Genomic DNA, 24642 nt, shown 5'->3' on the forward strand with positions numbered 1-24642 from the left:
GCTCCAGAAACGTACCAGCAGTATTGCTATGTACCCCATACAGGTCTTTAACGGTATCATAGGTTTTGTAAAAAGTACTGCGTTCAGTCCGATGCAATACTTCATTAATGAGAATCATCAACATTCGCTTCTATTTATTATCTATGCCAGAAGTACCTAAACTATTTAGCCTTGGCAGGGAAGGATCCTGAAAAGTTCTGATAAGGCCAAGTAATAAGGCTGAGTCCTGTGCTAACTGAATTTTCAATTCTGATGCAAGGCTTTCATCATTCAAAAGAGAAACCATGGCTGCGGCTCTTTTGCATATGGCCATTCTGATATTATAAAGCAACGCTGAGAAAAGCACTGGGGGTAGGGCCACGCGGCCGGTCTCATCTGGTTGAGCGTTCAGGTATGTAGCTATACTTTCTTTGGAGATCAGCGCTTTCTTTGCTTCCTCTGGCGCGGAAAGTCTATTATTGATCGTGGTATCCAATTCTGGCATACGCTGTTCCAGAATTTCTCTGATTAGGCCAGACTCATGCAGATTAAGAGGTACAATAGGGTTATTCATAGTTTTATTCAAGTTAAAGTGAATGTATTAGATTGTTTGACGCTTAAAAGCCTATGCTACCTGCCTTTGACCGTTTAATGGGACACGAACGGAAGGCAGTACTTCCCATTGTACCTGGGCGGCGGCTCTGGCTATTTGTTCCACAACTCTGATATTTACATACTCCTGAGTACTGTGTTCATTCCACACTCCTGCTGAAAGATTAGTGCATTCAGGAATGATATCTGTAAAAACAGCCGTATCAGTGTATATACCAGTAGGATCTGCAGTATATTCTACTCCTTGGAGTCCGAACTGATTGGACAATGTCTTGGCGAACTGATCACTGCAGCATCTTTCTCCTCTTTGATGCGTGATAATGGAACCTTCCTTCTTCCTGTCAAAAGCTACTGCTCTTTGGAATTTAGAAAAGAACAGCTCATTACCACGCAATGCTGCCCTGCTGCCAATTGTACCCCTCTCCTCTCCCACAAAGAAGAAATAAGTACCTGGCACCCTTTGACTGATCAGGTACAGCAATATGGTGACACCAGCCTTATTATCACCTCCCAGGATAGTTGTTCCATCCGTAGCAATGATGTCTCCATTTATAACATGATTTACCTTCTCTCTATAGTAAGAGCAAGTATCTAAATGGGAAGTAAACAACGTTGTTGACTCTCCAATGCTGATAAAGAAATTACCGTTCAGGTCTTCTTCTATGCCCTCTGGTAAGTACTGTTTGATGGTATGTTCCTCTCCATAAGGAACTGTGTACTGTGTAAGATTCAAAAACGTGCTTTTGAAATTGAAGAGATTGGTTTTAGTCATGGAATATCTTTTAAGATTAAAAAAACAGGCATAGGGACTCTGAGCAGCCAATTGAAAGCCACTGAAACATTTCGCAAATGCAAAGTCAGGAATATGAATATTTATATATGTATCACCACCAATAAGGTGGCCTCAGACTTACAGTCTAGTGTTAAAAGCCTTGGCTATGAATAGTCCTTAAAGTTGCAGAGCTACTAAGAGCTTTTGAGAAGCAACTCTTGTTAGAAGCTATAAACTCGGTTAACAAAACCTGCTGTTGAAGCATGATACAAAGGTATAAGGTGCGCTTCTTATTTTGAATTTCCCGCAAGCTTGCAGGATTGACTGCCTTGGTTACAATCGTCGGATTCTTTTCCGCATGGCATACAGCATGCCACACATTGATGAAATCGTATTTCCTTCCAAAACCTCATCAATGGAGGAAATCTGTCTGGTGAACCTAACTTTGGCCCAATTGGTCCGTGAGTCCATCACATTGTGGTGGGTAAAGCCGGCTTCCATGGCAAGAGCGGCAAGGTCCTTCCGGGTTTCTGTCACCATATCATTCAACTCGACGGCACTTCCCCCAAACACCAGCTCTTTTTTCTCCCTATCTGACAGTTCAAGGAGTATAATAGCATGTACCTGTATCATCAACTGGTAATTCACCCCCTGCTCCAAACTGTAGGCAAGGTCATGCTCCCCTTCGCTCCTGATACCAGAGATGGCACCTACAGATCGGTAGAAATCCTCCCTTAAATTCAGTAGTCGGTAACTCTCCCTTTCTTCCACCGGTTTACCGGCCTTGATCTCTTCCACTACTTGTGACAAGGGGATCCCCAGTCCTTTTATGGGGTTAGTCTGGATAAATGCCCACATGGGATTCCGCATATAGGAGGTGTGCATTTTCCCAACCGGGACCTTTTTCACCAGCACTTTATCTGCCAGGGAAAGCCCCAGGAACTTATAGATGGTACCAAACATTCCAGATCCAATATACAGGGGAAGGATAGCGGGCTCAGGTGATTTTTGCAGATATTGATGCCAAACCTCTACGTAGGCTCCCATGAACATATTCTGCTCATACCATTGTCCTCCCAGCCTCCGGGGGTTCTTTATGATTAGTCTGCTGAAGGTATAGGGTGCATAGGTTTTAATCTGCTCGCTATGCTGTAAGATTAATTCAATGTTGTTACTCAATAAAGACAGTTCGCCCATGATTTGCTTTAAAAATTAAACATAGTTGACCTAAGACCCAAACTGAAAGGCTGTAAAAGCCTGCCGGGATGAGCCATGGCACTTTTAAAAGGAAAGCTTTGGGCGATGTAGCGCTTACAGCTTTTTTTCGGCAGAAGCCGCGCATTGCTTTGGCACCGATGGAGCTTAAACCCGGTTGCCGTACCTAAAGGCACTCTTAATGCTTTGTAGAATGCTGTCACTGGTTTATTCAGGACAGTCATAAATTATAATACAAATATAGCGAATTAATATATATAATCAAAATAATACTTACATTTACTAGATTAGCTCCCTAAGTAGTATTTATTTGTACTTACCAATCTCAAATATTCTTAAGTCCAGCAATAATCGGTCTAAATCATTAGTTAACGCAGCTTTCACAGGTAAAGAAGCTATGTTGCTGATTGAAACAAATTATAAATATACCATACCTGTCTAATTCTTCAATCTCGTTTATCCTTCTGAATTCATGGACATCCTTTTTAGAGCAATCCCAAAACACAATTTTGATCCAAACAAGATATATCATGGATTGCAGACCCGTAGGGTTCCGAGCAACGTGCCATATTTGATTGACAACATCTGGGAGCTACTACGCCCAACCGAAGCTCCCAACCGACGGCATTCGGTTTATGCCAGCCCTTCCCCTGAACTTGCTTTAAATAGCGCCAGCTCGGGCAGCAATGACCGAAATGACTACTTAACTTGTCAGGTTGAAATAATTGGTGAGATCAAACTTGCTCATCTTAATATCGAAGATGCCAAATTCCACCAGGACATAAAGAAGCTATCTAGATTAGTCCCGCAATTATTACACGAAAACTTCAGTGAACTTCCAGTGGAGGAGAAATCAAGGTTTGCTTCGCTTTACTTACCAGTTGTTTCCAAAGAGGAACTCTTAAGCACATTAGATAACACTAGATCTGGCGAGATTCTAAAATCTTTAGAGGAAAACTCTACTTTCTGGTCAGATACTAACTTCACACTGCAAGATCACAAAGGTGAGTTGTTCTTTGAACTTTTAGACGGTGCTTACTACAAACTTCATCCAATAAGTTAAAGCCTATTACTGGATCACCTTAAATGGAATAGGAAGATTAGCATAAATTAATAGTAGCAAATCTTACTATTCCATTTAGTCAAAAACTTCGTCGATGATGAAGCCCAGCAATATTTGATCAATCACTGAGAGCAATTCTCTTCTTCCATCTAATCACGGCATCATCTTCTTCAAACCCTTCCATTGCAAGTTCCATGTTCATTTTATTAAAAATATCAACAAGACCATAAAGTGCACTGCAATTCCTATTTCTACTGTCTTCACAAGGATAGGGGAAGAAAGTCCAGGTTTGAGTTTTGCCATACTTCTCATTCAAATAGTCAAGATAACTCTTCCAGTTAGGTTGACGGAACTCAATGAAGTCTTCGCCACAAAACCAGCCTTCCTTTCCCTGTTGTTCCGCAAAGGCACCACCCAAAGAACTCGTTTCGGCATATTTAATACCAGAATGTTTATCCCCCGCTGGAGAGGAGTTTTTATCACTAAATTCTGGTGAAAACTCCACAGCATTATACTGTTTGAATTCTTCCACGAAATTCAAATGCAGGTAAGTATCCTCTCTGATTAGTTTCTTAAAGGTCTCTTCAATAACTTTTGACCTTTCTTTTCCGGTGACTGATTCAGGGTTATTCAACATCATAAGATATGAAAACAAAAAGGCACTGGGCTTTACAAGGGTATCTACCCAATGTATTTGAATTTAATTGAAGATTGATTATTTCCGAAGTTTAAATTTAGAGTATTCCTCTTCTAAAAAACTCGCAACTGGCTCCCATAACGTTACTGATTCGTCCATTCTTTCAAACACCTTCGCATGATTTTTATCCCCAAAGTTGTGCATTTGGGTGAATTTAAGATGGAATCTATCAACTGAACAACATCTTTTAAACAAGTTCAAGAAGAAATCAAATGATTGACAATAATTGACTAAAGATATTTCTTATACCAAACTATCAATATTTAACTTTATTTTGCAGAGAGCTGAGAAATAAACTCATAACAGCCTGACTGTCTAGTTTTACTGCTTTATTTTTGTTCATTAGAAATTGGTTGCCTGCAAACTGTTCATTGTATTCGCCTCCGACTAAAGATGGGTAAAGGCAACCTAATTTCTTTTTCTGCTTTGCAGCATACCGTACCGATTCCATAGTGCCTCCGCTTAGGTCGGTCTCTAAAATAATCACGCCTTTGCTTAAGGCTGTCTGCAGGCGGCCTCTGGCAATGTAGGTGCCTCTTCTGGCCTTCTCTCCATAAGCATACTCACTCAGCAGCAATCCCCCCTCTTCCAGGATCCTTTGGGAAAGGTTTTGATTTTCCCCAGGCAGTATGTCATGCAGGCCGCCAGCCATCACTGCAATGGTTGGAGCATGGCTTTCAACTGCTGCCCTATGGGAAATAGAATCACAGCCTGCCGCAAGACCGCTGACAATGGTGAAGCCTTCCCTGGAAACCAACTGCGCCACTTTCGGCCCTTCTTTCCGGGTGAAAGCAGAGGGTTCCTTTTTCCCCAGGATAGCGACGGCCTGGTTGTTCAACACCTCCAGGTTTCCTTTGACATGAACCAGCAAAGGCATGTCTTCCATCAAACGGAACGCCTTTGGGTAATCTGCGTCAAAGCGGGAAATGATCCTGATTCCGTTCTCCCCGGATAAGGCCATAATACGTTCACTGACTTTACGCGCAACCGATATAGCTTCCAGGGGAGGCACCATACAGGTTCCGTACCGGTTATAGGCCGCCGCAAACAGGCTAACCACTCCCCTGTTTGCACTCGGAAAGCCTCTCCGATACTCAGTTAAGAACCTGATGACAGTTTCAATAGAACGGGACGTGATACAGGAAATATTCTCCAGCAACAGTAAATTGGAAGGTTCTATCATATTTTTTTATTTAAGGTTTGAAAAGACATTCCCTCCTATATTGCACTTTGGGGCTTTCCATGATAAGGAAAACAGGCCATTTTACCCGAAAGTACCGGGCTTAGCCGTCAGTTTACCGCAAGCTTGCCAAGCCCGTTATAACCCGGAATAATTCCAGATCTTGCGTTCACAGACATTGCCTGGTGACATCAACTGTTGGCCTACCACAGGCATAGGTATTTTCAATCCCTTGGACAAAAACCAATATGGCGGACTACACAGACCAAATTCTAAAGGAAGCCCATCGCAGAAGCCTCGGAAACCTGAAGCAGGTAAAGGAGAGCAGTCTCTGTGGCTGCTTCTGCTGCACCAGAATCTTTTCCGTCACTGAATTCCCCGAAGGGTGGTTTCCAGAGGAAGGAAGTAGGGGTGAAAAAACAGTTCAGTGCCCTTACTGCTGCCTGGATGCAGTTTTAGGAGATGCGTCTGGTTTTCCAGTAACTGACCAGGGCTTTATCTATGCCATGAACAGGAGATGGTTCGGTGGGCGGGTGGGTTGAATTCTTTTTACCATATCACCTTTACTTACCTGGTACTAGGCGTAAACAATCCTGTACCCACCGTTTATCTGCCCCCAATAAAAAGGACAGGTCAATACACTTTCTCTGGTTTGTGTGTTCTCGAGAGCTCTTTCTCACTTATGAAATAGTAGTAATCTGTTTTTTCCTTCACACATGATGCCCAGGTAGTCTCAATCAAAAACCGGAAACCCTCCACCTCCACCATATTCCAAGCATGGTTTGTTATGGGGCTATTATTCGCCTTCCCTACTACCCGAAAGGCTTTGATTCCAGCCTTTAAGCACATTTCCTGAAAAAGGTAACTGAAACCGCTGCACACCCCTTTGTTCGCCTTGAAAGTTGTCAGGCCATCATAAATACGGTAGTTATAATCATAGTAGATTTTGTGCACGATCCATATATAAATGGCACGCACTTTCTCGAAATCATATTTTAACTCTTTGGTTAAAGCCCAAGCCTGATTTTCAATACTGGATTGCTTTTCTACCAGCAACGCATCTCTGTCTACCTCTGCGTAATCATACTTCTTTATGAATTCCCTGAGTGCTTCTTTATTTGCAAGCTGCAGTGCCTCTTTTGTTGGATATACCCGCCAATAAGCCGGAACCGTGTCACCCTGGAGTGCCAGGACGTCCACAAGCAACTTGGAAAAGGCTAGTTGATTTCCTGCAATGGCTTTCTCCAGGGACTCTATTATATGTTCCCTGAACTCCTGATATTGCGGTTGCACCAGAAACTGCCTAGCGCTGTCCAGCACCAGCAATCTTCTATACAATCCTATTGATTCCTTTAACGAACCTGTTCTATTTGCAAGAAGCCGGCTTGATAATTTGTAATGGTAATACCGTACCTCGTTACGCATGGAATACTTCAGGCTGCCTTCTTTACCGAACCTTCCTTTCTCCAGCAACCTGATCTCTTCCAGTACTTTTTCATATTGCCCCCTGACAAAAAGCCTTTCCACTTTTCTGAAGGAATAGCTTTCAGACGCCGTAGCAAATTGGCAATACCCTGCCATACCAAGCACCAGCATGATCACTTTCAACTTTGGAATTGATTTAGCCATGACTCTCGGTAGCATAGGTTAAGGTTTTATTTCTATAGGGGTGCCAATGGCAACAGCGTTATACAATTCCTCGATTTCCTCATTCGTCACCGCCATACAACCGGCTGTCCAGTCATAGAGAAGGTGTAGCCTACCCAAAAAAGGAACTTTATTGGGTAGGCCGTGGATCTTGATACTCCCTCCGACCGGCTTGCCAAGCTGGGCGGCCTTACGCCTGTCAGAGGCATTAGGGTAGGAGACGCCCAGGTTCCTGTGGTATCCACTGTGGGGGTTCTTATCGTTTATGGTATAAAGACCCTCCGGCGTTTTGTTATCTCCCTCAAACTGTTTATCCCCGACAGGCTTTTTACCTAAGGAAATTCTGTACGTTTTCACCAGCTTACCGCCTGAATAAGCCAGTAATTGCCGTTCTGATTTAATGACAACCAATTTGTGTATTATAACACTATTTGTTAAACCTGAAGAACCAATTCCTTTGCTTATAACATAAAAGAAAACAAACAGGGCAAAAACAACCGGAACAATTCTTTTCATTGAATATATGATCGATTAAAGGGCATCATTATCTTTTACACTACATCAACTGATTATCCTACTTTATCAAACACATTACTGTCACAGGTGATGAGATTACGGTCAAGCAATACATGCCTTACCTTTGTACCCTTTCCTCCTATAGCATAATATTTGGCTGTTTCTTCCCCTAGTTCATCTACAAGCTTCCTGTTTATTCTGGAAACTTTTTCACTGAAAGAATTTTCCTTCGTGATTACCAACAGGTCCACGCTTTCGGTAAATTTTTCAGTAAACTCCTTCAGGGATTCATAGTTTTCTGATGAACTTTCTTTAGGGCTGTACACATTCAGTTTTTTATAAATAGACTCTATCTCTGGCTTCAACTCACCTCTTTTGGATATAATAATTCCTTCAGGATGCCTGAGAAACAGAAAGTAAATTGTTTTCTCCAGCGGGGAAAGGTCTATCACCTTATTCTGGTAGTCTACCAGGTGAATCACATTCCCCTTAGATATATGCATCCGGCTGGGAAGCTGTTTGAATCTCTGCCGGAATAACATCTCCTTTCTGACAAGCTCAAATAAAGCAATTGCCTGGTTGATGATATCCCCCTGGACACCTACCTCCACCATTCCATCAATACAATCAGGGCAGATATCGGCAGTTCTCAGCTTGAAAAGAATTTGTGCCTTCTCCCGGCAAAAGTCATTCATACACCCCTTGGGCTCTTCATGGGATTGTTCCAGTTTCCTTCCCACGCTCCCATAGAATAATTTCTGCAACACCTGGGACATGACCAGGTACGCTATAGGGTACACAGAACTACACGGCAGGTATTCCCCCCATTCATCTGTATGGATGAAAATGTCTTTTGATTGATCAGCAAAGGAGCAAAACCAAAAATTGGGATTGGGAATTGGGGTAAGGAATATAACAAACTCCTCTTCTGGAATCTTATAAGTTTCTCTATAGATAGAGCACAGGTTAAAAAGGTCAGACCATTCCATAAACGTACTTTCCTTCTCTTCCCTTTCATCAGAGCTGTAGGAACCTGCCAACTGACTTACCCTGCCCTGGTACTCCTTTCTTAACTCCTCCTCTTTCCTCCATAATGACCTGTGGCCCAGCTCAGGGCAGGCTATGAATTTCAGTGGCCCGCCGGACACGGTCTTTAAAAGCATCAGCACCTCTGTATAGCTTTCTTTAGAAAAGGAACTGGAACGAAGAAGGTGAATTTTCATATTAGCAGGATATTTTACAGGTTGAAAGAATAGAAGAAGTCATTAGTACCAGGTCAACGGGTGAAAAGCTAGTGGGCTTTTCTCCTGTTGAAGGACACCCTAGTAAGGGTCAACTTTTCTGTTACATAAGGCACCTTCTTCCTGGAGAGGTAATTAGTGATGGTATATTCATTGTAATGAGGGTAATACTCCAAAAACCCTTTCAAAGAGCTGAACACCTCTATGTCACCTGTTCCGATCCAATTAGCTACAATCACGTTTTTCATAGTTTAGTTATATGGTTTTAAAGGTTAAAAAAGACATTTGCGCCTTCCTGATTCCTGTGCAACAGGCATAAGGATTAGGAATATACACTCAAGGTTGGACATCAGGTGTTTAACAAAGATGCTCTAAGACACCTCCCCAAAAGCACATAGATGTGCCGAGCACGGCCGCTGAATCCTTTAAAGCCCGGAGTGGAGGCTTTAGGATTAAACATGGTTTGCCTGAGACTAAACAGAAAGACAAACAAGCCTGACTGTAAAAGTCATTGAAATCTAAAAAAGGAAAGCTTTGGGCGATGATACACTAAAGCTTTTTTTTCGGCAGAAGCCGCGCATTGTTTTGGCACCGATGGAGCTTAGACCCGGTTGCCGTACCTACAGGCACTCTTAATGCTTTGCATGAATTGAATTCCGCACATCTAGTGGATATTATTCAATTATGATGCAAATATAGAGGATTTGAATATATAATCAAAGCAATATCAGGAATTTTATTTTTATTCTTTGGAAAAGTCTTTCCCTGTGTCATCTATAACAGGCAATCATATATAAGGTACTGGCATGAAAGTTCTATACATTGCTTATATTGATTTGTGGTATAAGATGAATGGCCTCCCCTTTGTACATCCCTCCATCAGCTTAGGCTAACCAAATAACTCCCGTAGTACCTTATTGATAAAGTGACAAAGTACAGACAAGTCATAGTGCGACAATGGAGATTAAAGAAGCAAGCAGAAAACATTCATTTATTCTTAACTACAATTCCGCCGGAAAGCTAGGCTAATGGCGAAGACACGCTGATTCCACAAGCTTGCGGAGAAATCATTATTAAAGGGTTTTACTGCAACTTTTTATCACCTTAACATAAATAATGTTTAATTTGCCTCCACCCATAACCCTTTTATATGCAAAGAACCTCTATCGAAAAGTCTCAGCAAGAATTACATTCATTGACACTTCTGCTTAGAGAGCGCCTGCAGAGCGGCCGCAACCTGGTATACTATGCCTCCGGAAGGGAAGTCAGGGATGCCTATTTCGCACTGCCATTCGATCATGTGGTTCTAGTAGATTACTGCTTCCAGAAAACATTCAATATTAAGAAGAACGTCATCACCATTGGTCTTACTGCACTCCAGGCCACAGCAGTTTTTAAAGAGGCAGGCATCAGGTTTGATGCTTTTGTGTGCATCAACGAAGGATTGTGGGAAGGTGGGGGATCCTATCCCATCAACGGAAATTGGAGCATGGGCACCATTCTGCCTGTCCTGAAGGAGAAATACCTGCATATCTCCTGTCCAAAGTATTACGGCCACAGGCGATGGAAAAAAATGTTCAATCTTCCGCATCAGGCAGTATTGCTTGACGACAAAGCGGAGGGATATATAAACCCAACCGTGTTCTCGGACTACCACCATAACGGGAACGGGTTCTGCGTCTGGCAAGTAACCAAACAACCGGGCTCTCCTGCTTCTTTTCTGGCCGGCAACCGAAAGGTCACTGTCCAGCGGAAGAATATTTGGGATGACTATGATGTATTGAATTCCCTTCTGGTACGCTGCTCCCCGCATGAAGCCCGGAATTTGCAGAAAGTTGCCCCTAAAGCGTCTCCCCTCATGAAAACCGACAGCAATGAGCAAATCCTAAGTTATTGTACCCTTCACAGGATAGAGAAGCTGGGCCTCACTCCCTGGCGTGGTGGACAGTATAATTCCTTTATCAATTTCCTCAAGGCAAATGAAACAAGGTTTCCCTATCCTAAAGAAGTATACTTCTATCACCTGCACCAGAACGATTTCAAACAGCTATATGAATTTGCGGGGGTGAGGACAGAGCTTGACACAGAACTGGAAGAAGAGTTAGTTGAGTTGTCTCTGCCCGAAACAAACCAGGAGGCAGAGGGGAACGTTTTCTCCGATTCCGCCAAAACAAAGATCTTGTACCTGCATGGATATGGAGGTTCACTTATCCCTTCTAAAAGAGAAATACTGGAGCAATACGGAGAAGTGATTTCGCCTCCCATTGCCTACCTAGAAAAAAAATATTTTTGCCGGCTTTTAGAGCTGGCCAAATCTGCTGACATAATCATAGGCTCAAGCTTCGGCGGGCACACTGGTCACTTGCTGTCATGGTTATTTGATAAACCAGCTCTGCTGTTTAATCCCGCTTTCGTCACCAGCACACCGAGGCCTGATCTGTCCGGCATCATCTTTCCCTCTTTCAAAAACAGTAAAACCTGCATCGTGCTTGGCAAAAAGGACGACGTGATTGTTTACCGAGACAATCTGGAATACATCAACCGCAGGGTAGAACAACAAGGGATGTCATTGATTAGTATTGAGGAAATGGGGCACCGTATCTCGGAGGATGTCTTTGCTGAGCAGGTGGCCACGTTTATGGAAGTCAAGCCCGGACCTTAGATAAACTATCCAGACACTTTTCACAATGCCGAACCCGTGGTCACGGCTTGAGCGGTTTAAAAGCCACCATTTGTCTTTTCGGAACTATTAGATAAGTAGCCTGCCAAAAGTTTTGTCTACGCTGATGAACTGGGGTTCGGCTTTGGAAGGATACGGCCGGGTATTGACTAGCCTTATCGGTTTAATGGAGTTAAAACAATTAAAAACTCATGTTATCCCTGCATCCATTGCAGAGGTAAAATTTTGTTCTGTCAACGATAGCCCCTTTGCCCTTCGCGTCGTTCATGAAACAGGCGGTCACCCCAAAGGAACAGTGGTTAATTCCCAGCATATGGCCCACTTCATGTAAGATCACTTTTCTGAATCTGGCCTCCTTGCCTTTCATCCTAAAACCGGATACAATACCTTCATCACCCCCTAAAAACGCCAGACCCATCACTCCCCAGTGTACATTTCTACCTTCTGTTTCGATGTCCCTCTCGGTTAATGCCAACAGCTTATAATTACAGTGAAACAGTTCACCAGGATTCATGCCTTTAAGATGATTAAGGACGCGTAGGGCAACGTATCTTTTCCTGGCTGAACAGTATGCCTCTTCAGGCAGTTTGTTCCTCCCAATAAACTTCACCCTGAACCCATAGAATTTCTCTATCACCCTAGCCGCATCTTTCACTTTTTCCTGTGAGACAGGTCCCATGGTGGTCAGGTATAGAACCTTTTCCCTTTTATAAAAAAAATCACGTAAATCGTTGACGACTAGCTCTTTACAAGAGGTCAGGCAGGTGGCAAATAGCAACACCAATGGTAATAAATGCTTTATCACCTTAGAATCTTATAGTTTTTTTTGCGAAGGTGGGCTGTCACAGAAATTAGACTTACATTTGATGTCAGAAGTAACCCAACTTTAGGAAGTAAAAACAACCTTGTCATCTAGATAAAATCGTATAAGCCGGAAAGAAACACACTATTGCTTATCTTTCCGGAAAGCCCGTGGCCACCAATGTTACCTGGATATTATCCCCTAGGGATGGATCTGTTCCGTGACCGAAGATAACTTCCGCCTCCTCCCCTGCTTTTATCTGGATAGCATCTGTTATCTCTAACAACTCCTCCATTTCCACTTCTATCTCCGCACCTGACATTATGGATATCAAAATCCTTCGGGCGCCGAACAACTCTTTGCTGAGATTTCCCTCAAATTCCATGGTTTCTTTTATTACACGGGCAGAACGTCCCGGGCCAGAAGCCTTGGAAGTACCTAAGAGGGCGACACCCGCATTAACTAACACGTAGCGCACATCCTCCAGATCAACATTCAGGTCGGTTCTCACATCCAGGAGATTTACGAATGCTTCCACCAGGGACATTACAGCATCCCTACCCTGCTGAAAACCCTCTTCAGCAAGGGGATTTCCCCCAACACCTGAAGATGCATCAGGTAACATGACGAAAATCGAATCAGAACACCTTTCAATTTCGGACAGGACCTCCTTCGCAGATAATCCTTCAAAATTCTCTTTCGGGGAAAAAGGCAGAAATACGACACTGATGGTGAGCACCCTTATTTCTTTGGCTTTCCCGGCAATCAATGGAGCAGCCAATTCTGAATAGCTGTCTTCAGGATCAAAGACCACGAATACTATATCAGTCCCTTGTTCCAAAAAGGCCTGTACCCCCGGCAGTACCTGATTAATAACAGATCCCCTGCTCCAGTCAATAGCATCCCATCCTTCCCCATCAGGCACAATCCGAAGCATTGGAATACCTGATGGACCGTTTTCCGATAAAATTGCCAAAGGTGAACCGAAGGATTCAGGACAATTGCCTTTAGAAGGCGTTCCTTTAAAGTTCTCAACCCCTCTAGAAAAAGCGTTTCCCACTTCGATCAACCTGATCAGTGGCCTCTTTGAAAATCTCATTTGGTTATACCTCCTTTTTCTGCATAACGGATCCGCCGTTCCGGTAAAGGGTGATGGGCGTAGTGACTTTTCTGGTCTCTGATTTTGGGAGAAGATAAGAAAGGGCTCATAAGCATCCTACAATAGGCTTGGCTCAAAGGTACAGATGAAGGCAACCACTACTGCGTTTATGCAAGCTTGCAAACTTCCTGCTGCAGGAATTGGATAAAGCTGGGTGTGTACTAAACTCAAAGGTAATCCTTTGCTAGATTCAAGTAATTGTGAGCAAAATGGCGATGGTATGCATGTATTTCACCCGCAACTTGTGGCCTTTTATCACCCGCAAGTTCACCCGCAAAGGACCACAGACTGTCAGGAAAAAAGAAGTTGGGATTGTTGAGAACCTTTATTCAGGACTTGGAAAACACAACCATCCAAATCAATGGTTTCTGCCATACAAACTTCCCTGCGTAGTGTTTATTTTCATCTTCGGGGGCTGCCTTTCCGGCGGTGAACCCAGGGGGTTTCGCCAACTTTTCAGACACCGAAGCAAATTTTTGAGTAATATTACCAGCTTAAACGGCGGCCTTACCTCCCTAACCTTCTGGCTTTTCGCTCTTTTTCCGGTTCTTTTCCAGTCCTGAAAGGACAGGGATTCACTGGAAACGGGGTTAGAGCCTAAATGGGGAGGAGTCGTTCTGAACAAATCCTGTTTTATGCCGTTTTTTCAAATTCCGGCCCAAAACGCTTCAGAGCCACTCAGCCGCGGCTAGTTTTCCTCTGCGAAATTAGCCCTATGAAACAGTTATTCAAATTAAATTACGCGTTGCGAAATGCTAAAGCGATATAGCCTGTGGCTACTGACCGTAGTAATGGGCGCCTGGATGGCTTTATCGGGGTTCGGCCCTAAAGGCCGGGGCAACATTTCTGAACAAGAGCAACATTGGGTAGACAGTGTCTATCAATCTCTTACCCCTGACCAGCGCCTTGGTCAGCTCTTTATGGTGGCAGCGTACTCCAACAAACCGCAGAGCCACATCCGCGAAATCGAAAACCTGATCACCCAGTATGGCATTGGCGGAGTCATGTTCATGCAGGGCGGTCCCGTACGCCAGGCCAAACTCACCAACCGTTACCAAAGCCTCGCCAAAGTTCCCTTGCTGGTAGCCACCGACGCCGAGTGGGGTCTGGACATGCGCCTGGACAGCAGCATGCATTTCGCCAAGCAGATGACCTTGGGGGCTCTTCAGGACGACCGCTATGTGTACCTTATGGGCCGTGAGATTGCCTTGAAACTCAAGCGTTTGGGCATCCATGTGAATTTCTCACCGGTAGTGGACGTGAACAGCAACCCCAACAACCCGGTCATTGGGAACCGTTCTTTTGGCGAGAGCAAAGAGCAGGTAACGGCCCGCAGCATCGCCTACATCAAGGGTCTGCAGGACCACGGCATTATTGCCGTAGCCAAGCATTTCCCCGGCCACGGCGACACCGATGCTGATTCGCACTTCTCTTTGCCCGTGCTCTCCCACGACATGGCCCGCCTCACCGAGGTGGAGTTGTACCCCTTCAAGCGCTCTTTTGATGCCGGAGTGATGGGCGTGATGGTGGCGCATTTGCACGTGCCTAAGCTGGATTCCATCGCCAACCGGGCCGCCACTTTGTCGCCTTACCTGGTGAATGACCTCCTGAAAGGCCAGATGCAGTATGAGGGCCTGGTTTTCACCGATGCCCTGAACATGAAAGGTGTGACCCGCTACCATGAACCCGGCGAAGTGGATGCCCTGGCTCTGAAAGCCGGCAACGATGTGCTCTTGTTTTCAGAAAACGTGCCCAAAGCGTTCGCCAGCATCAAAAAAGCCATCGCGGACAGCACCATCTCAGAGCGGGACATTGAGATCAGGGTAAGAAAGATGCTGCACGCCAAGTACTGGGCCGGCCTGAACCAGTACACACCAGTGAACCTGGAGAACCTCTCACAGGATTTGAGCCGCCCGGTAAGCCAAGTGTTGCAACAGCAGTTGTATGAGCAGGCAGTGACGGTAGTGGCCAACAAGAACGACCTGCTGCCTTTCCGGGTGCTGGACACCACGGAGTTCGCCTCGGTATCGGTGGGGGCGGGCATGAACAACGTGCTCACCCAGACGCTGGACAAATACGCCTCGTTCAAAAAGTTCGCGGTGACCAGCCGCACAGCGCCAGACAGCGTGTACGCGGGTATCCGCCGCGATCTGGCCGGCACCGACGTGGTGGTGGTCTCCTTGCACAACCTCAACAACAACCCCGGCAACAACTACAATTTATCGGGCAACGCCCTGGGCTTTATTAGAGAACTGCAGCGCGACCCCACGAAGAAAGTAGTGGTAGTGGTCATGGGCAACGCTTACAGCCTCAAGAACTTTGAGAGCAGTGACTGGCTTGTGTGCGGCTACGAAGACAACGAGGTAACTCGCAAAGTCATCCCGCAGGTGCTTTTTGGGGCGCTTCCGGCCAACGGCCGCTTACCAGTGACCGCTTCGCCCAAGTTCAAGGCTAGCTTCGGGATCTCTACCCCTTCTTTAAACCGCCTGAAATACTCGGTACCCGAAAGCGTGGGCATGAATTCCAGCATCTTGAAGCAGATTGACAACATCGCGCTGGAGGCCATTGCGTACGCTGCTACGCCGGGTTGCCAGGTGCTGGTGGTCAAAGACGGGACGGTGGTCATGGACAAGGGCTACGGCTATTACACCTATGACCGTACCCAGCCGGTAACCGAGGAAACCATTTATGACTTGGCCTCTATCACCAAGGTGGCCGCCACCTTGCAGGCCGTAATGTTCCTCAAAGACCAGGGTCGCCTGAACCTGGATGCCAGGCTGGTGACTTACCTCCCCGAGTTGAAAGGCTCCAACAAAGCCAACCTCATCGTGCGCGACGTGCTCCTGCACCAGGCAGGTTTGGTGGCCTATATCCCCTTCTGGACCAAAACCCTTAAAGACGGCAAACTGAACCCTATCTATTATGACAGCCTGCCTTCTGAGGCGTACCCTAACCTGGTAGTGCCCGGAATGTACAGCAACAAACGGCTGGAAGACTCGGTGTGGAAGTGGGTGATAAAGTCTGAACTGGCGGGCAAGCGCCTGCCTAACGGCAAATTTGAGTACCGCTACTCAGACCTGGGGCTGCACATCATGAAACGCATTGCCGAGCGCCTGCTGAATCAACCCCTCCCTGATTTCCTGGAGCAGAACTTCTATGCCCCGCTGGGCGCCGCCACGCTTACCTTCAACCCACTGAACAAATTCCTGAAAGAGCAGATTGCGCCCACCGCGCCCAGTTCCCAGTTCAAACCGGGGGTGCCGCTGCAAGGCACGGTGCATGACGGCAATGCAGCCATGCTGGGAGGTAAGGCAGGGCACGCAGGTCTTTTCTCCAACGCCAACGACCTGGCCATTCTTATGCAGATGGATTTGCAGAACGGGAAGTACGGCGGGCAGCAGTACTTCAAAACGCCCGTTGTGAGTGAGTTTTCTGAAAACGGCAGCAAAAACAGCCGCCGGGGCATTGGCTGGGACAAAGCCGACCCAGACGGGAACGGCCCCACCTCCACCCTAGCGCCGCTGAGCACCTTCGGGCATACGGGTTTCACGGGCACTGGTGCCTGGGTAGACCCCGAGAACAACATCATCTATATTTTCCTCTCCAACCGCGTCTATCCAGACTCTGAGAACGATAAACTACTCAAATACAACATCCGCACCCGGATTCATGACGTAGTATATCAATCGTTAGAGCCTAAACCGTAACTTCGCGGCAAACACATACGCGCATGAAGATTGGAATTGTATGCTACCCTACTTTTGGCGGTAGCGGAGTGGTGGCCACAGAGTTGGGTAAAGCCTTGGCGCAGAAAGGGCATAAGGTGCATTTTATCACCTACAGCCAGCCCGCCCGCCTGGACCACTTCAACGAGAACCTGTTTTACCACGAAGTAAATATCCCCAATTACCCGCTGTTCCAGTATCCGCCGTATGAACTGGCCCTGGCCAGCAAGATGGTAGACATTGTGCAATATGAGAAACTGGATGTGCTGCACGTGCACTACGCTATTCCGCACGCCTCGGCGGCGTACATGGCCAAGCAGATCCTCAAGACCAAGAACATAGACATTCCGGTCATTACCACCCTGCACGGCACTGATATCACCTTGGTGGGCAAAGACGCCTCCTACGAGCCGGTGGTGACCTTCAGTATCAACCAGTCAGACGCGGTGACCTCCGTTTCCGAGGACCTGAAGCGCGAGACCTACGAGTACTTCCCCATTGACAAGGAGATCGTGGTCATCCCCAACTTCATCAACCTGGAGCGATTCCAGAAGCAGCGCAAAGACCACTTCAAATCAGCCATCGCACCGTTCGGCGAGAAACTGCTGGTGCATACTTCCAACTTTAGGGGCGTGAAGCGTATTGGCGACATCATCAAGATTTTCTCTAAGGTGCGCGAGCAGATTCCGTCCAAGCTGCTTCTGGTGGGCGATGGTCCGGAGCGTCCTAAAATGGAGAATCTCTGCCGCAAACTGGGCATCTGCGCCGATGTGCGTTTCCTGGGCAAACTGGAAGCCGTGGAAGAATTGCTCTCCATTGCCGATGTCTTCCTGATGCCCTCCGAGAAAGAGAGTTTCGGGTTGGCGGCTTTGGAAGCCATGGCTTGCGAGGTGCCCGTGATCTCTTCCAACGCCGGAGGCCTGCCTGAGCTGAACGTGCACGGCGTGACCGGTTTCGTGAGCAACGTGGGCGACGTGAAGGACATGGTCAAAAACACGCTCTTCCTCCTGCAAGACGACCAGCTGCCCAAGTTCAAAGCCAACGCCCTGGCGCGCGCTAAGGAATTTGAGATAAGCAAGATCGTGCCTATGTATGAGGAAGTCTACCAACAAGCCGCCGGGGCGGTGCGCACGCACGTTTAAATCAGCTTTCCCAATTAAATAAGATATTCATAATGTCGTTTAGGGGCTGATTCTGCGAAAACAGCCCCTAAACGACGGTTACACCCCGGCCCTAAACGCAAGACACCATGCACTTTGAAAAACCACACCACTCAGAAGAGAACCCCTGGAAAACCTTAGACTCTAAACCTATCTACGAGAACCCCTGGATCAGCGTGCGCGAGGAGCAGGTGATCAACCCGGGGGGGGGACGGGGCATCTACGGCGTGGTTTCCATGAAAAACAAAGCCATTGGGATCATTCCCATTGATGACGAGGGAAATACCTGGCTCGTGGGGCAGTACCGCTATACGGTGAACGAGTACTCCTGGGAGATCCCCATGGGCGGCGGCCCGGTTGGGATTGATCCGCTGGAATCCGCAAAGCGGGAGCTGAAGGAAGAGACTGGTTTCACCGCCGCCGAGTGGACGAACATCGGCCGAATCCACACCTCCAACTCCGTGACCGATGAGGAAGGCTTCATTTTCCTGGCCGAGGAACTGACCGCCGGCGAGACCGAGTTTGAGGAAACCGAGGACTTGAAAATCTGGAAGTTACCGTTGCACGAGGCCGTGCGCATGGCCATGGACAGCGAGATCACCGATGCCATCAGCATTGCCGGTCTGCTCAAAGCCGAGAAAATCCTTTTGACCCGCCGCCCCAAATAACCTCATTCAATTGGCACTAAGTCATCGCGGAACGCGTTTGCCGTTTTGAAGCCGATTTGCTGGAAACAGGGCAAAATCGGCTTTGCCGCGGGCACATGTGGTGCTTTTCTTATTAATTAACTAATTTTGGGAAAGATGAACAGGTTAAAAGGAATCGGCAAGAAGGTTTACTCCGTGTGGTGCACCGCCTGGTTTGTATTACCATTTCTCACCTCGTATCCCCTGTTCCGAGTGTTGATTGCCAGGCCTAACCGGCTCAAGCACGCGCACCACCTCAATCGCCTCTGGTCTAAGTTCCAGCTGCGCATGTACCTGATGCCGGTGACGGTGAAAGGCGTGGAGCAGCTTGACCCGAATCAGAAATATGTGTTCGCGCCCAACCACAGCTCCTACATTGACATCCCCATGATTTTGGCAGCCATTCCTGGTTTCCTGAACTTCGTGGGGAAGAAATCTTTGACCAAGGTGCCGTTGTGGGGCAAGATCTATGACGCGCTGTACATCTCGGTGGACCGTGACAGCCCCATCAGCAGCGCCAAGGCCTACATTGCCAGCAAGCAGAGTCTGGAGGCGGGCCGCAGCATCGTGATTTTCCCCGAGGGAAAGATTTCGCCGGAATCGGGCCGCAAGCTGTTGCCTTTCAAAGACGGACCGTTCAAGCTGGCCATTGAGAAACAGGTGCCCATTGTGCCCATCACTATGCCTTACAATCACCTGTTTCTGCCCGATGTGAAAGGCAAACTCATAATCCGGTACCATCCGCTGGAGATGATCATTCACCGGCCAATCCCTACCCAGGGGCTGACCATGCAGAACCTGGAGTTCCTGAAAAACCAAACGTACTCCATCATTCAAGAGACTTTAGACCAGAAAAACCATGAGCACCAACATAGAGACCTTACGCCAGCTGGCGCACTTAGCCCGGCTTGAGTTTGACGAGACCAAAGAGCAGGAAATGCTCAAAGACCTGAACAACATCCTGGACTGGGTAGACCAACTGCGCCAGCTGGACACCAAAAACGTGGAACCCCTGATCCATATCTCTGAGGAACTGAACGTGATGCGGGAAGATGTGGCTCAGAACACCGTGCGCCACGAGGATGCCCTCAAGCTGGCTCCGCGCAAGGACTCAGATTATTTCAGGGTTCCTAAAGTACTGGAGTAGGCCTGAATGAAGCTTTTTTCGTTCTGGCCCCAGGTGGAGCCTGGCCGCCGCATTCTGTATTTTCTTCTGGCCGTACTGGTGCTGGGCACGGTAGGCTTAGGCATTTATGGTTACTTTAACGGGCAGCAGTTGGTGTTTCCGCTGGAGAAGCAAGCAGAGCTATTCCCCGCCGAGGCACACTTAGACCCTTCCTCTCCCCTGCTCACGCCCATGCGCGTGGAAGTGAACGCCTACCTGGTGACGGAGCGCTACGCCATGGGCGATATGCAGCTTCCGCTCTGGGCCACCTGGGTTTATTTCGCTGGGTTGGCTGTAGCGCTTACCTTCTTCTGGACGCTGGCCAGCACCCTAAAGCGCATTCCTTATTACGCCGCCGTAACGCTGGGCATGCTCTGGCTTTCCACGTTCAACCTTGATTTACTGGGCGTTTTCTCAGAAACAAGCCGAATCCTGCTATTGATTGCCCTGGCCGTTCTGAGTCTGGGCAGTTTTGTGTTTCAGGCGTTCTGGACACGGGTGTCCTTTCTGGGCCGTTTCCTGTTCTTTAGCGTGGTCATCCTGCTGCTGAGTCTGGCCCTGTTCCGTTTCTCTTCTTTGCCGGCTCCGCTGACCGCTTTGCACGTGGTCCACTACAGTACCCTGGCCAGTTTTGTGGCATCGGTGCTGTTCATGGTGCTGGTGGCCTATGAGAACCTGCACGGTCTGCTGTGGTTCAACACGCAGGCGCAGCAACCCCAGCGCCGCTTCGGGCTGGTGCAATTCGTGCTCATCAGCTTGCTATACCTGGGTAACCTGCTGCTGTTGTACCTGCGCCAGACGGGAATGATCCAGTTTGATTTCGCCGGATTGGATGCTTTGGTGGTTTTCCTTTGCTCGGCGTTGGTGGGATTATGGGGCCTTAAGCAACGGCAACTCCATTACACCCGCTTTTTCCGGTTTGAGACTGAGGCTGCTCCGCTGTACCTGGTGTTGGCGCTGCTCACGTTTTTGAATCTTGCCTACGCTTTCCTGCTGGCCAATGACCCGCTGGTAAATGCCTATCGCAGTGCCATCATTGTGACGCACCTGGCCTACGGCGTTGCCTTCTTTATCTACGTGCTGGTGAATTTCGGGCCGTTGATCAAGCAGAAGCTTCGCGTTTTCAAGGTGGTGTATGACCCGCGGCAATTGCCTTACTTCACCGTGTACCTCATGGGAACCGTGCTGTTGGTGGTAATGGTGCTGCGCAGCAATTACGCGCTCTATTTCCAGCACCAGGCCGGTTATTACAATTACCTGGGCGATGTGTACCGCCAGACTGAGGAAACGCCGTTGCTGGCGGAGCAATTCTACAACGAGGCCAGCGTACAATCCCGCAACAACCAACGCTCCAGCTTTTCCCTAGCCGATATGTACCACCAAGGCGGCATGCGTTCCCTTGAGATGAACCGCCTGCAGGAAGCCCTGGAAAGAAAACCTACCCCGGAAGGCTATCTGCGGCTGGCCAGCCTGTTTACCTCCTCCTCAGACCTTTTTGACCATCTCAAGGTGCTGCAGGAAGCGGTAAAAACTTTCCCGGACCACGCGCCGCTGCTCAATAACCTGGGAATTCTCTACGGCACCACCGCCTTCGCTGACTCAGCTGGTTTTTATCTAGATGCGGCACTGGCCCAAAGCCAGGAACCCGAGGTGATCCAGGCGAACCAGTTAGCGTTTTTGGCCAGCCATAAGTTTCCGCAACAGGCCAAAGAGTTCGCCAACCAATACGCTGGCGGTACTTACGGCCCGTTGCTCACCAACCGATTGGCTATTTCCCTGGCCTTGGGTGGCTCCAAACCGCAGAACCTGCCGGCCTTGCCCCAGGATAGTGCGTTGTCTACCCAGACCTTCGCCCATTTCTATAACAGGCAGCTGCTCCCGGGTAATGCCAAAGACAGCACGGCTACGTTCTCGCGGCTGAACACGCTGTTGCGGCAGGAAGAAAACCAGGCTTTCCTGGATGACTTGACTTTGATCAAATCGTTGCTGCTTAAGCAAGGAACCGTTTCCAAACCCCAGCCTACCCTAGCCAAAGTCACCCTGGAGAACCTGGCGGCGAACAGCGGCAGCACAGGGGGCTACTACTATGACATTCTGGGCCAATGGATGCTGCAGGGCAAACTGTACCCCTTGGCGGCCGAGTATTTCCAGAAAGCCCGGCAGGCCGGTTACCGCGATGCCCACCTGCACGCCGTGGTGGCTTATGCGCTGGCAGGAAATTACGGTCAGGCCACGGAGATAGCCTTAGGCGCCTCCCCTTTTCCGGATGTAGCCCAACGGACCGCCGCCACACAGATCGCTATCGCCACCCAGTTGACTCCAGAACAGGCAGTCAGCGCCCCGGATTCCTTGAAAGTACGGTTCCTTCAACTGAAAGCGGCTTCCTTACCCCTGGCCCAGGTAGAGAGCGTGGCCAACGGCATCACTACGCCGGCTTTGGCCCCCGTCGCGGCATTGCCGCTGGTGGCGCGATACCTTCAGGAAAACAATTTCAACACCGCCCAGAACCTGCTGAGCATCCATTTTCCGGGCAGTTTTCCCAAAAACGGCCTGAAATCAGAAGCCAACACCCTGCAGGCCGAGCTTTGGTGGAAAAACCAGAAATGGGAACAACTTAGCACCGAACTGCCTAGCCTCTTTTTTACCCCGCAGGACGCGGGCAACAGACTTTATTACCAGGCCTTGCTGGCCCAGCGTAATAATAACGCCAAGGCCGCGACTAATCTGTTCAACGGGTTACTCCAAAGGGCCCCGTGGTCAGAGGCAGGGCAGTTGGCTGCCGCCGATTTCTTTGTGCAGCAGAAACAACCCATGCGGGCCTATGACCTTCTGCTGGAGGGCATCGGGTATAATCCTACCTCGGTGGCGCTGCGGAAAGCCTACGTGAAAGTAGCCCTGAACCAAGGCCTCCGCGACTACGCGCTGCAGGGTCTGGAGCAACTGGAACCTTTGGTAAGTCCTCAGGAATACCTTACTTTTAGACAAGAAATAGCGCCCCAATTGCAGGCCAGCGACGCGCTCCAGCAAGAATGGCAATAAGCGAAGCCGTATGAGCACCATCATCAAAACCGAGAATATCTCCAGGATGTACCAGATGGGGAATGAAACCATTCATGCCCTGCGGTCTATTTCCATCGAGATCAAAAGAGGCGAATATGTGGCGTTCATGGGGCCTTCGGGTTCAGGTAAATCCACGCTCATGAACATTGTGGGCTGCCTGGACACTCCCACTTCAGGCACGTACATCCTCAACGGCAACGATGTCAGCAACATGGCAGATAACGAACTGGCTACTGTCCGTAACAAGGAGATCGGGTTTGTGTTCCAGACGTTCAACCTGCTGCCCCGCTCGTCTTCTTTAGAGAACGTGGCTTTGCCGCTGGTTTATGCGGGTTTTGGGAAATCTGAGCGTGAAGAGCGGGCCATGGCGGCCTTAGACAGCGTAGGGCTGGGCTCCCGGGCCAAACACAAACCCAACGAGCTCTCAGGGGGGCAGCGCCAGCGTGTGGCCATCGCCCGTGCCCTAGTGAACGATCCCAGCATTATCCTGGCCGATGAGCCAACCGGTAACCTTGACACCAAGACCTCTTACGAGATCATGGGCTTGTTTGAGGCCCTGCATGCCAAGGGCAACACCATTATCATGGTTACCCACGAAGACGACATCGCGCATTACGCCCACCGCATTGTGCGCCTGCGCGACGGACTCATTGAGTCTGATGAAATGAACCTCAACATCACGGTTCCTGCCCTTAAAGCGGCCGCTTTGAATACCTCTGAATGAAAATCTACACCAAAACCGGTGACAAAGGCGAAACTTCCCTTATTGGCGGAACCCGCGTAAAGAAATCACACCTGCGCATTGAGGCCTACGGCACCGTAGACGAACTGAACTCTTTTCTGGGCGTAGTCCGGGACCAGGAAGTGAACCAGAAGCGCCAGCAAATCTTCTCCGAGATCCAGGACCGACTGTTTACCATCGGGTCTACCTTGGCCACCGACCCCGTGAAGGAAGGCAAGGTGCAGACCCCGGACCTACACCTCACGGATATCCAGTTTCTGGAAGAACAGATGGATTTGCTGGACGAACAGTTGCCGCCCCTGCGTAACTTCATTCTGCCCGGAGGCCACCAGGCGGTCTCTTTCTGCCACGTAGCCCGCACCGTTTGCCGGCGCGCCGAGCGGCTGGTCATTGCCCTACAGGAAGAATCCCACGTAGATGACCTGGTAGTGCAGTACCTTAACCGGCTCTCTGACTTTCTCTTTGTTTTGAGCCGTGCCATGGCCCTGGAGCTTGGCGTAGAAGAAATCACCTGGAAGCCTCGGATGTGAGGCTTTTTTTA

General features: G+C 48.4%; 20 protein-coding genes and 2 riboswitches. Of the genes, 10 read left to right on the forward strand and 10 right to left on the reverse strand.

What is annotated here, in order from left to right; genetic code table 11:
• Positions 1 to 130: 130 nt before the first annotated feature.
• The 3 genes from J3P34_RS06675 to J3P34_RS06685 form a co-directional block, all read right to left on the reverse strand.
• The gene (locus tag J3P34_RS06675) at positions 131 to 553 is read right to left on the reverse strand and encodes a hypothetical protein (RefSeq protein ID WP_210487306.1); all 423 of its coding nucleotides are present in this window, start codon (positions 551 to 553) and stop codon (positions 131 to 133) included.
• A gap of 51 nt (positions 554 to 604) precedes the next feature.
• Entirely contained in the window at positions 605 to 1363 is a 759-nt protein-coding gene (locus J3P34_RS06680) for a hypothetical protein (protein WP_210487308.1), read from the reverse strand.
• Between the two features lie 333 nt (positions 1364 to 1696).
• Positions 1697 to 2560, reverse strand: coding sequence for a hypothetical protein (locus J3P34_RS06685; protein ID WP_210487310.1), 864 nt, complete (start codon positions 2558 to 2560; stop codon positions 1697 to 1699).
• Positions 2561 to 2672: 112 nt separating this feature from the next.
• Positions 2673 to 2768: riboswitch (SAM-I-IV-variant riboswitch) on the reverse strand.
• Positions 2769 to 3149: 381 nt separating this feature from the next.
• On the opposite strand from J3P34_RS06685, the gene J3P34_RS06690 reads away from it, so the two are divergent.
• A complete protein-coding gene (locus J3P34_RS06690; protein ID WP_210487312.1) occupies positions 3150 to 3641 on the forward strand; it encodes a hypothetical protein in 492 nt (163 codons plus the stop codon).
• 118 nt (positions 3642 to 3759) lie between these two features.
• Here J3P34_RS06690 and J3P34_RS06695 read toward each other — a convergent pair whose 3' ends face one another.
• The 5 genes from J3P34_RS06695 to J3P34_RS06715 all read right to left on the reverse strand — a co-directional run bounded on the left by J3P34_RS06695 (position 3760) and on the right by J3P34_RS06715 (position 8904).
• The gene (locus J3P34_RS06695) at positions 3760 to 4281 is read right to left on the reverse strand and encodes a hypothetical protein (RefSeq protein ID WP_210487314.1); all 522 of its coding nucleotides are present in this window, start codon (positions 4279 to 4281) and stop codon (positions 3760 to 3762) included.
• Positions 4282 to 4594: 313 nt separating this feature from the next.
• Positions 4595 to 5521: a DNA-processing protein DprA gene (locus J3P34_RS06700; protein ID WP_210487316.1), complete on the reverse strand. Its 927-nt coding sequence runs from the start codon at positions 5519 to 5521 to the stop codon at positions 4595 to 4597.
• Positions 5522 to 6151: 630 nt separating this feature from the next.
• Positions 6152 to 7162, reverse strand: coding sequence for a transglutaminase domain-containing protein (locus J3P34_RS06705; protein WP_210487318.1), 1011 nt, complete (start codon positions 7160 to 7162; stop codon positions 6152 to 6154).
• A 3-nt stretch (positions 7163 to 7165) separates the two neighbouring features.
• A complete protein-coding gene (locus J3P34_RS06710; RefSeq protein WP_210487320.1) occupies positions 7166 to 7681 on the reverse strand; it encodes a L,D-transpeptidase family protein in 516 nt (171 codons plus the stop codon).
• A 53-nt stretch (positions 7682 to 7734) separates the two neighbouring features.
• A complete protein-coding gene (locus J3P34_RS06715; RefSeq protein ID WP_210487323.1) occupies positions 7735 to 8904 on the reverse strand; it encodes a hypothetical protein in 1170 nt (389 codons plus the stop codon).
• A 566-nt stretch (positions 8905 to 9470) separates the two neighbouring features.
• Positions 9471 to 9566: riboswitch (SAM-I-IV-variant riboswitch) on the reverse strand.
• Positions 9567 to 10072: 506 nt separating this feature from the next.
• Between J3P34_RS06715 and J3P34_RS06720 the strand changes: the two genes are divergently transcribed.
• Positions 10073 to 11584 (forward strand): alpha/beta hydrolase family protein, encoded by a 1512-nt coding sequence (locus J3P34_RS06720; protein ID WP_210487325.1) that lies wholly within the window; start codon positions 10073 to 10075, stop codon positions 11582 to 11584.
• Positions 11585 to 11783: 199 nt separating this feature from the next.
• Here the strand turns inward: J3P34_RS06720 and J3P34_RS06725 are convergent, their stop codons facing one another.
• Entirely contained in the window at positions 11784 to 12407 is a 624-nt protein-coding gene (locus tag J3P34_RS06725; RefSeq protein ID WP_210487327.1) for an archaemetzincin, read from the reverse strand.
• A gap of 148 nt (positions 12408 to 12555) precedes the next feature.
• A complete protein-coding gene (locus tag J3P34_RS06730; protein WP_210487330.1) occupies positions 12556 to 13503 on the reverse strand; it encodes an FtsZ/tubulin family protein in 948 nt (315 codons plus the stop codon).
• Between the two features lie 812 nt (positions 13504 to 14315).
• On the opposite strand from J3P34_RS06730, the gene J3P34_RS06735 reads away from it, so the two are divergent.
• From J3P34_RS06735 to J3P34_RS06770, 8 genes are all read left to right on the forward strand, one after another.
• On the forward strand, positions 14316 to 17270 hold the full coding sequence (locus J3P34_RS06735; protein WP_246853582.1) for a serine hydrolase domain-containing protein: 2955 nt from the start codon (positions 14316 to 14318) through the stop codon (positions 17268 to 17270).
• A gap of 23 nt (positions 17271 to 17293) precedes the next feature.
• Entirely contained in the window at positions 17294 to 18430 is a 1137-nt protein-coding gene (bshA, locus tag J3P34_RS06740) for an N-acetyl-alpha-D-glucosaminyl L-malate synthase BshA (RefSeq protein WP_210487332.1), read from the forward strand.
• Between the two features lie 107 nt (positions 18431 to 18537).
• Positions 18538 to 19116: an NUDIX domain-containing protein gene (locus J3P34_RS06745; protein ID WP_210487334.1), complete on the forward strand. Its 579-nt coding sequence runs from the start codon at positions 18538 to 18540 to the stop codon at positions 19114 to 19116.
• Between the two features lie 135 nt (positions 19117 to 19251).
• A complete protein-coding gene (locus J3P34_RS06750) occupies positions 19252 to 20046 on the forward strand; it encodes a lysophospholipid acyltransferase family protein (protein ID WP_210487336.1) in 795 nt (264 codons plus the stop codon).
• Entirely contained in the window at positions 19994 to 20281 is a 288-nt protein-coding gene (gene gatC, locus J3P34_RS06755; protein WP_210463816.1) for an Asp-tRNA(Asn)/Glu-tRNA(Gln) amidotransferase subunit GatC, read from the forward strand. Before J3P34_RS06750 ends, gatC begins: the two co-directional genes overlap by 53 nt.
• A 6-nt stretch (positions 20282 to 20287) precedes the next feature.
• Positions 20288 to 23338, forward strand: a complete 3051-nt coding sequence (locus J3P34_RS06760) for a tetratricopeptide repeat protein (RefSeq protein ID WP_210487338.1) — start codon at positions 20288 to 20290, stop codon at positions 23336 to 23338.
• Positions 23339 to 23348: 10 nt separating this feature from the next.
• A complete protein-coding gene (locus J3P34_RS06765; protein ID WP_246853583.1) occupies positions 23349 to 24083 on the forward strand; it encodes an ABC transporter ATP-binding protein in 735 nt (244 codons plus the stop codon).
• Positions 24080 to 24631: a cob(I)yrinic acid a,c-diamide adenosyltransferase gene (locus J3P34_RS06770; protein WP_210487339.1), complete on the forward strand. Its 552-nt coding sequence runs from the start codon at positions 24080 to 24082 to the stop codon at positions 24629 to 24631. Before J3P34_RS06765 ends, J3P34_RS06770 begins: the two co-directional genes overlap by 4 nt.
• Positions 24632 to 24642: the final 11 nt, after the last annotated feature.

Source organism: Rufibacter aurantiacus, assembly GCF_017916345.1.
GTDB classification, from domain to species: Bacteria; Bacteroidota; Bacteroidia; order Cytophagales; family Hymenobacteraceae; genus Nibribacter; species Nibribacter roseolus.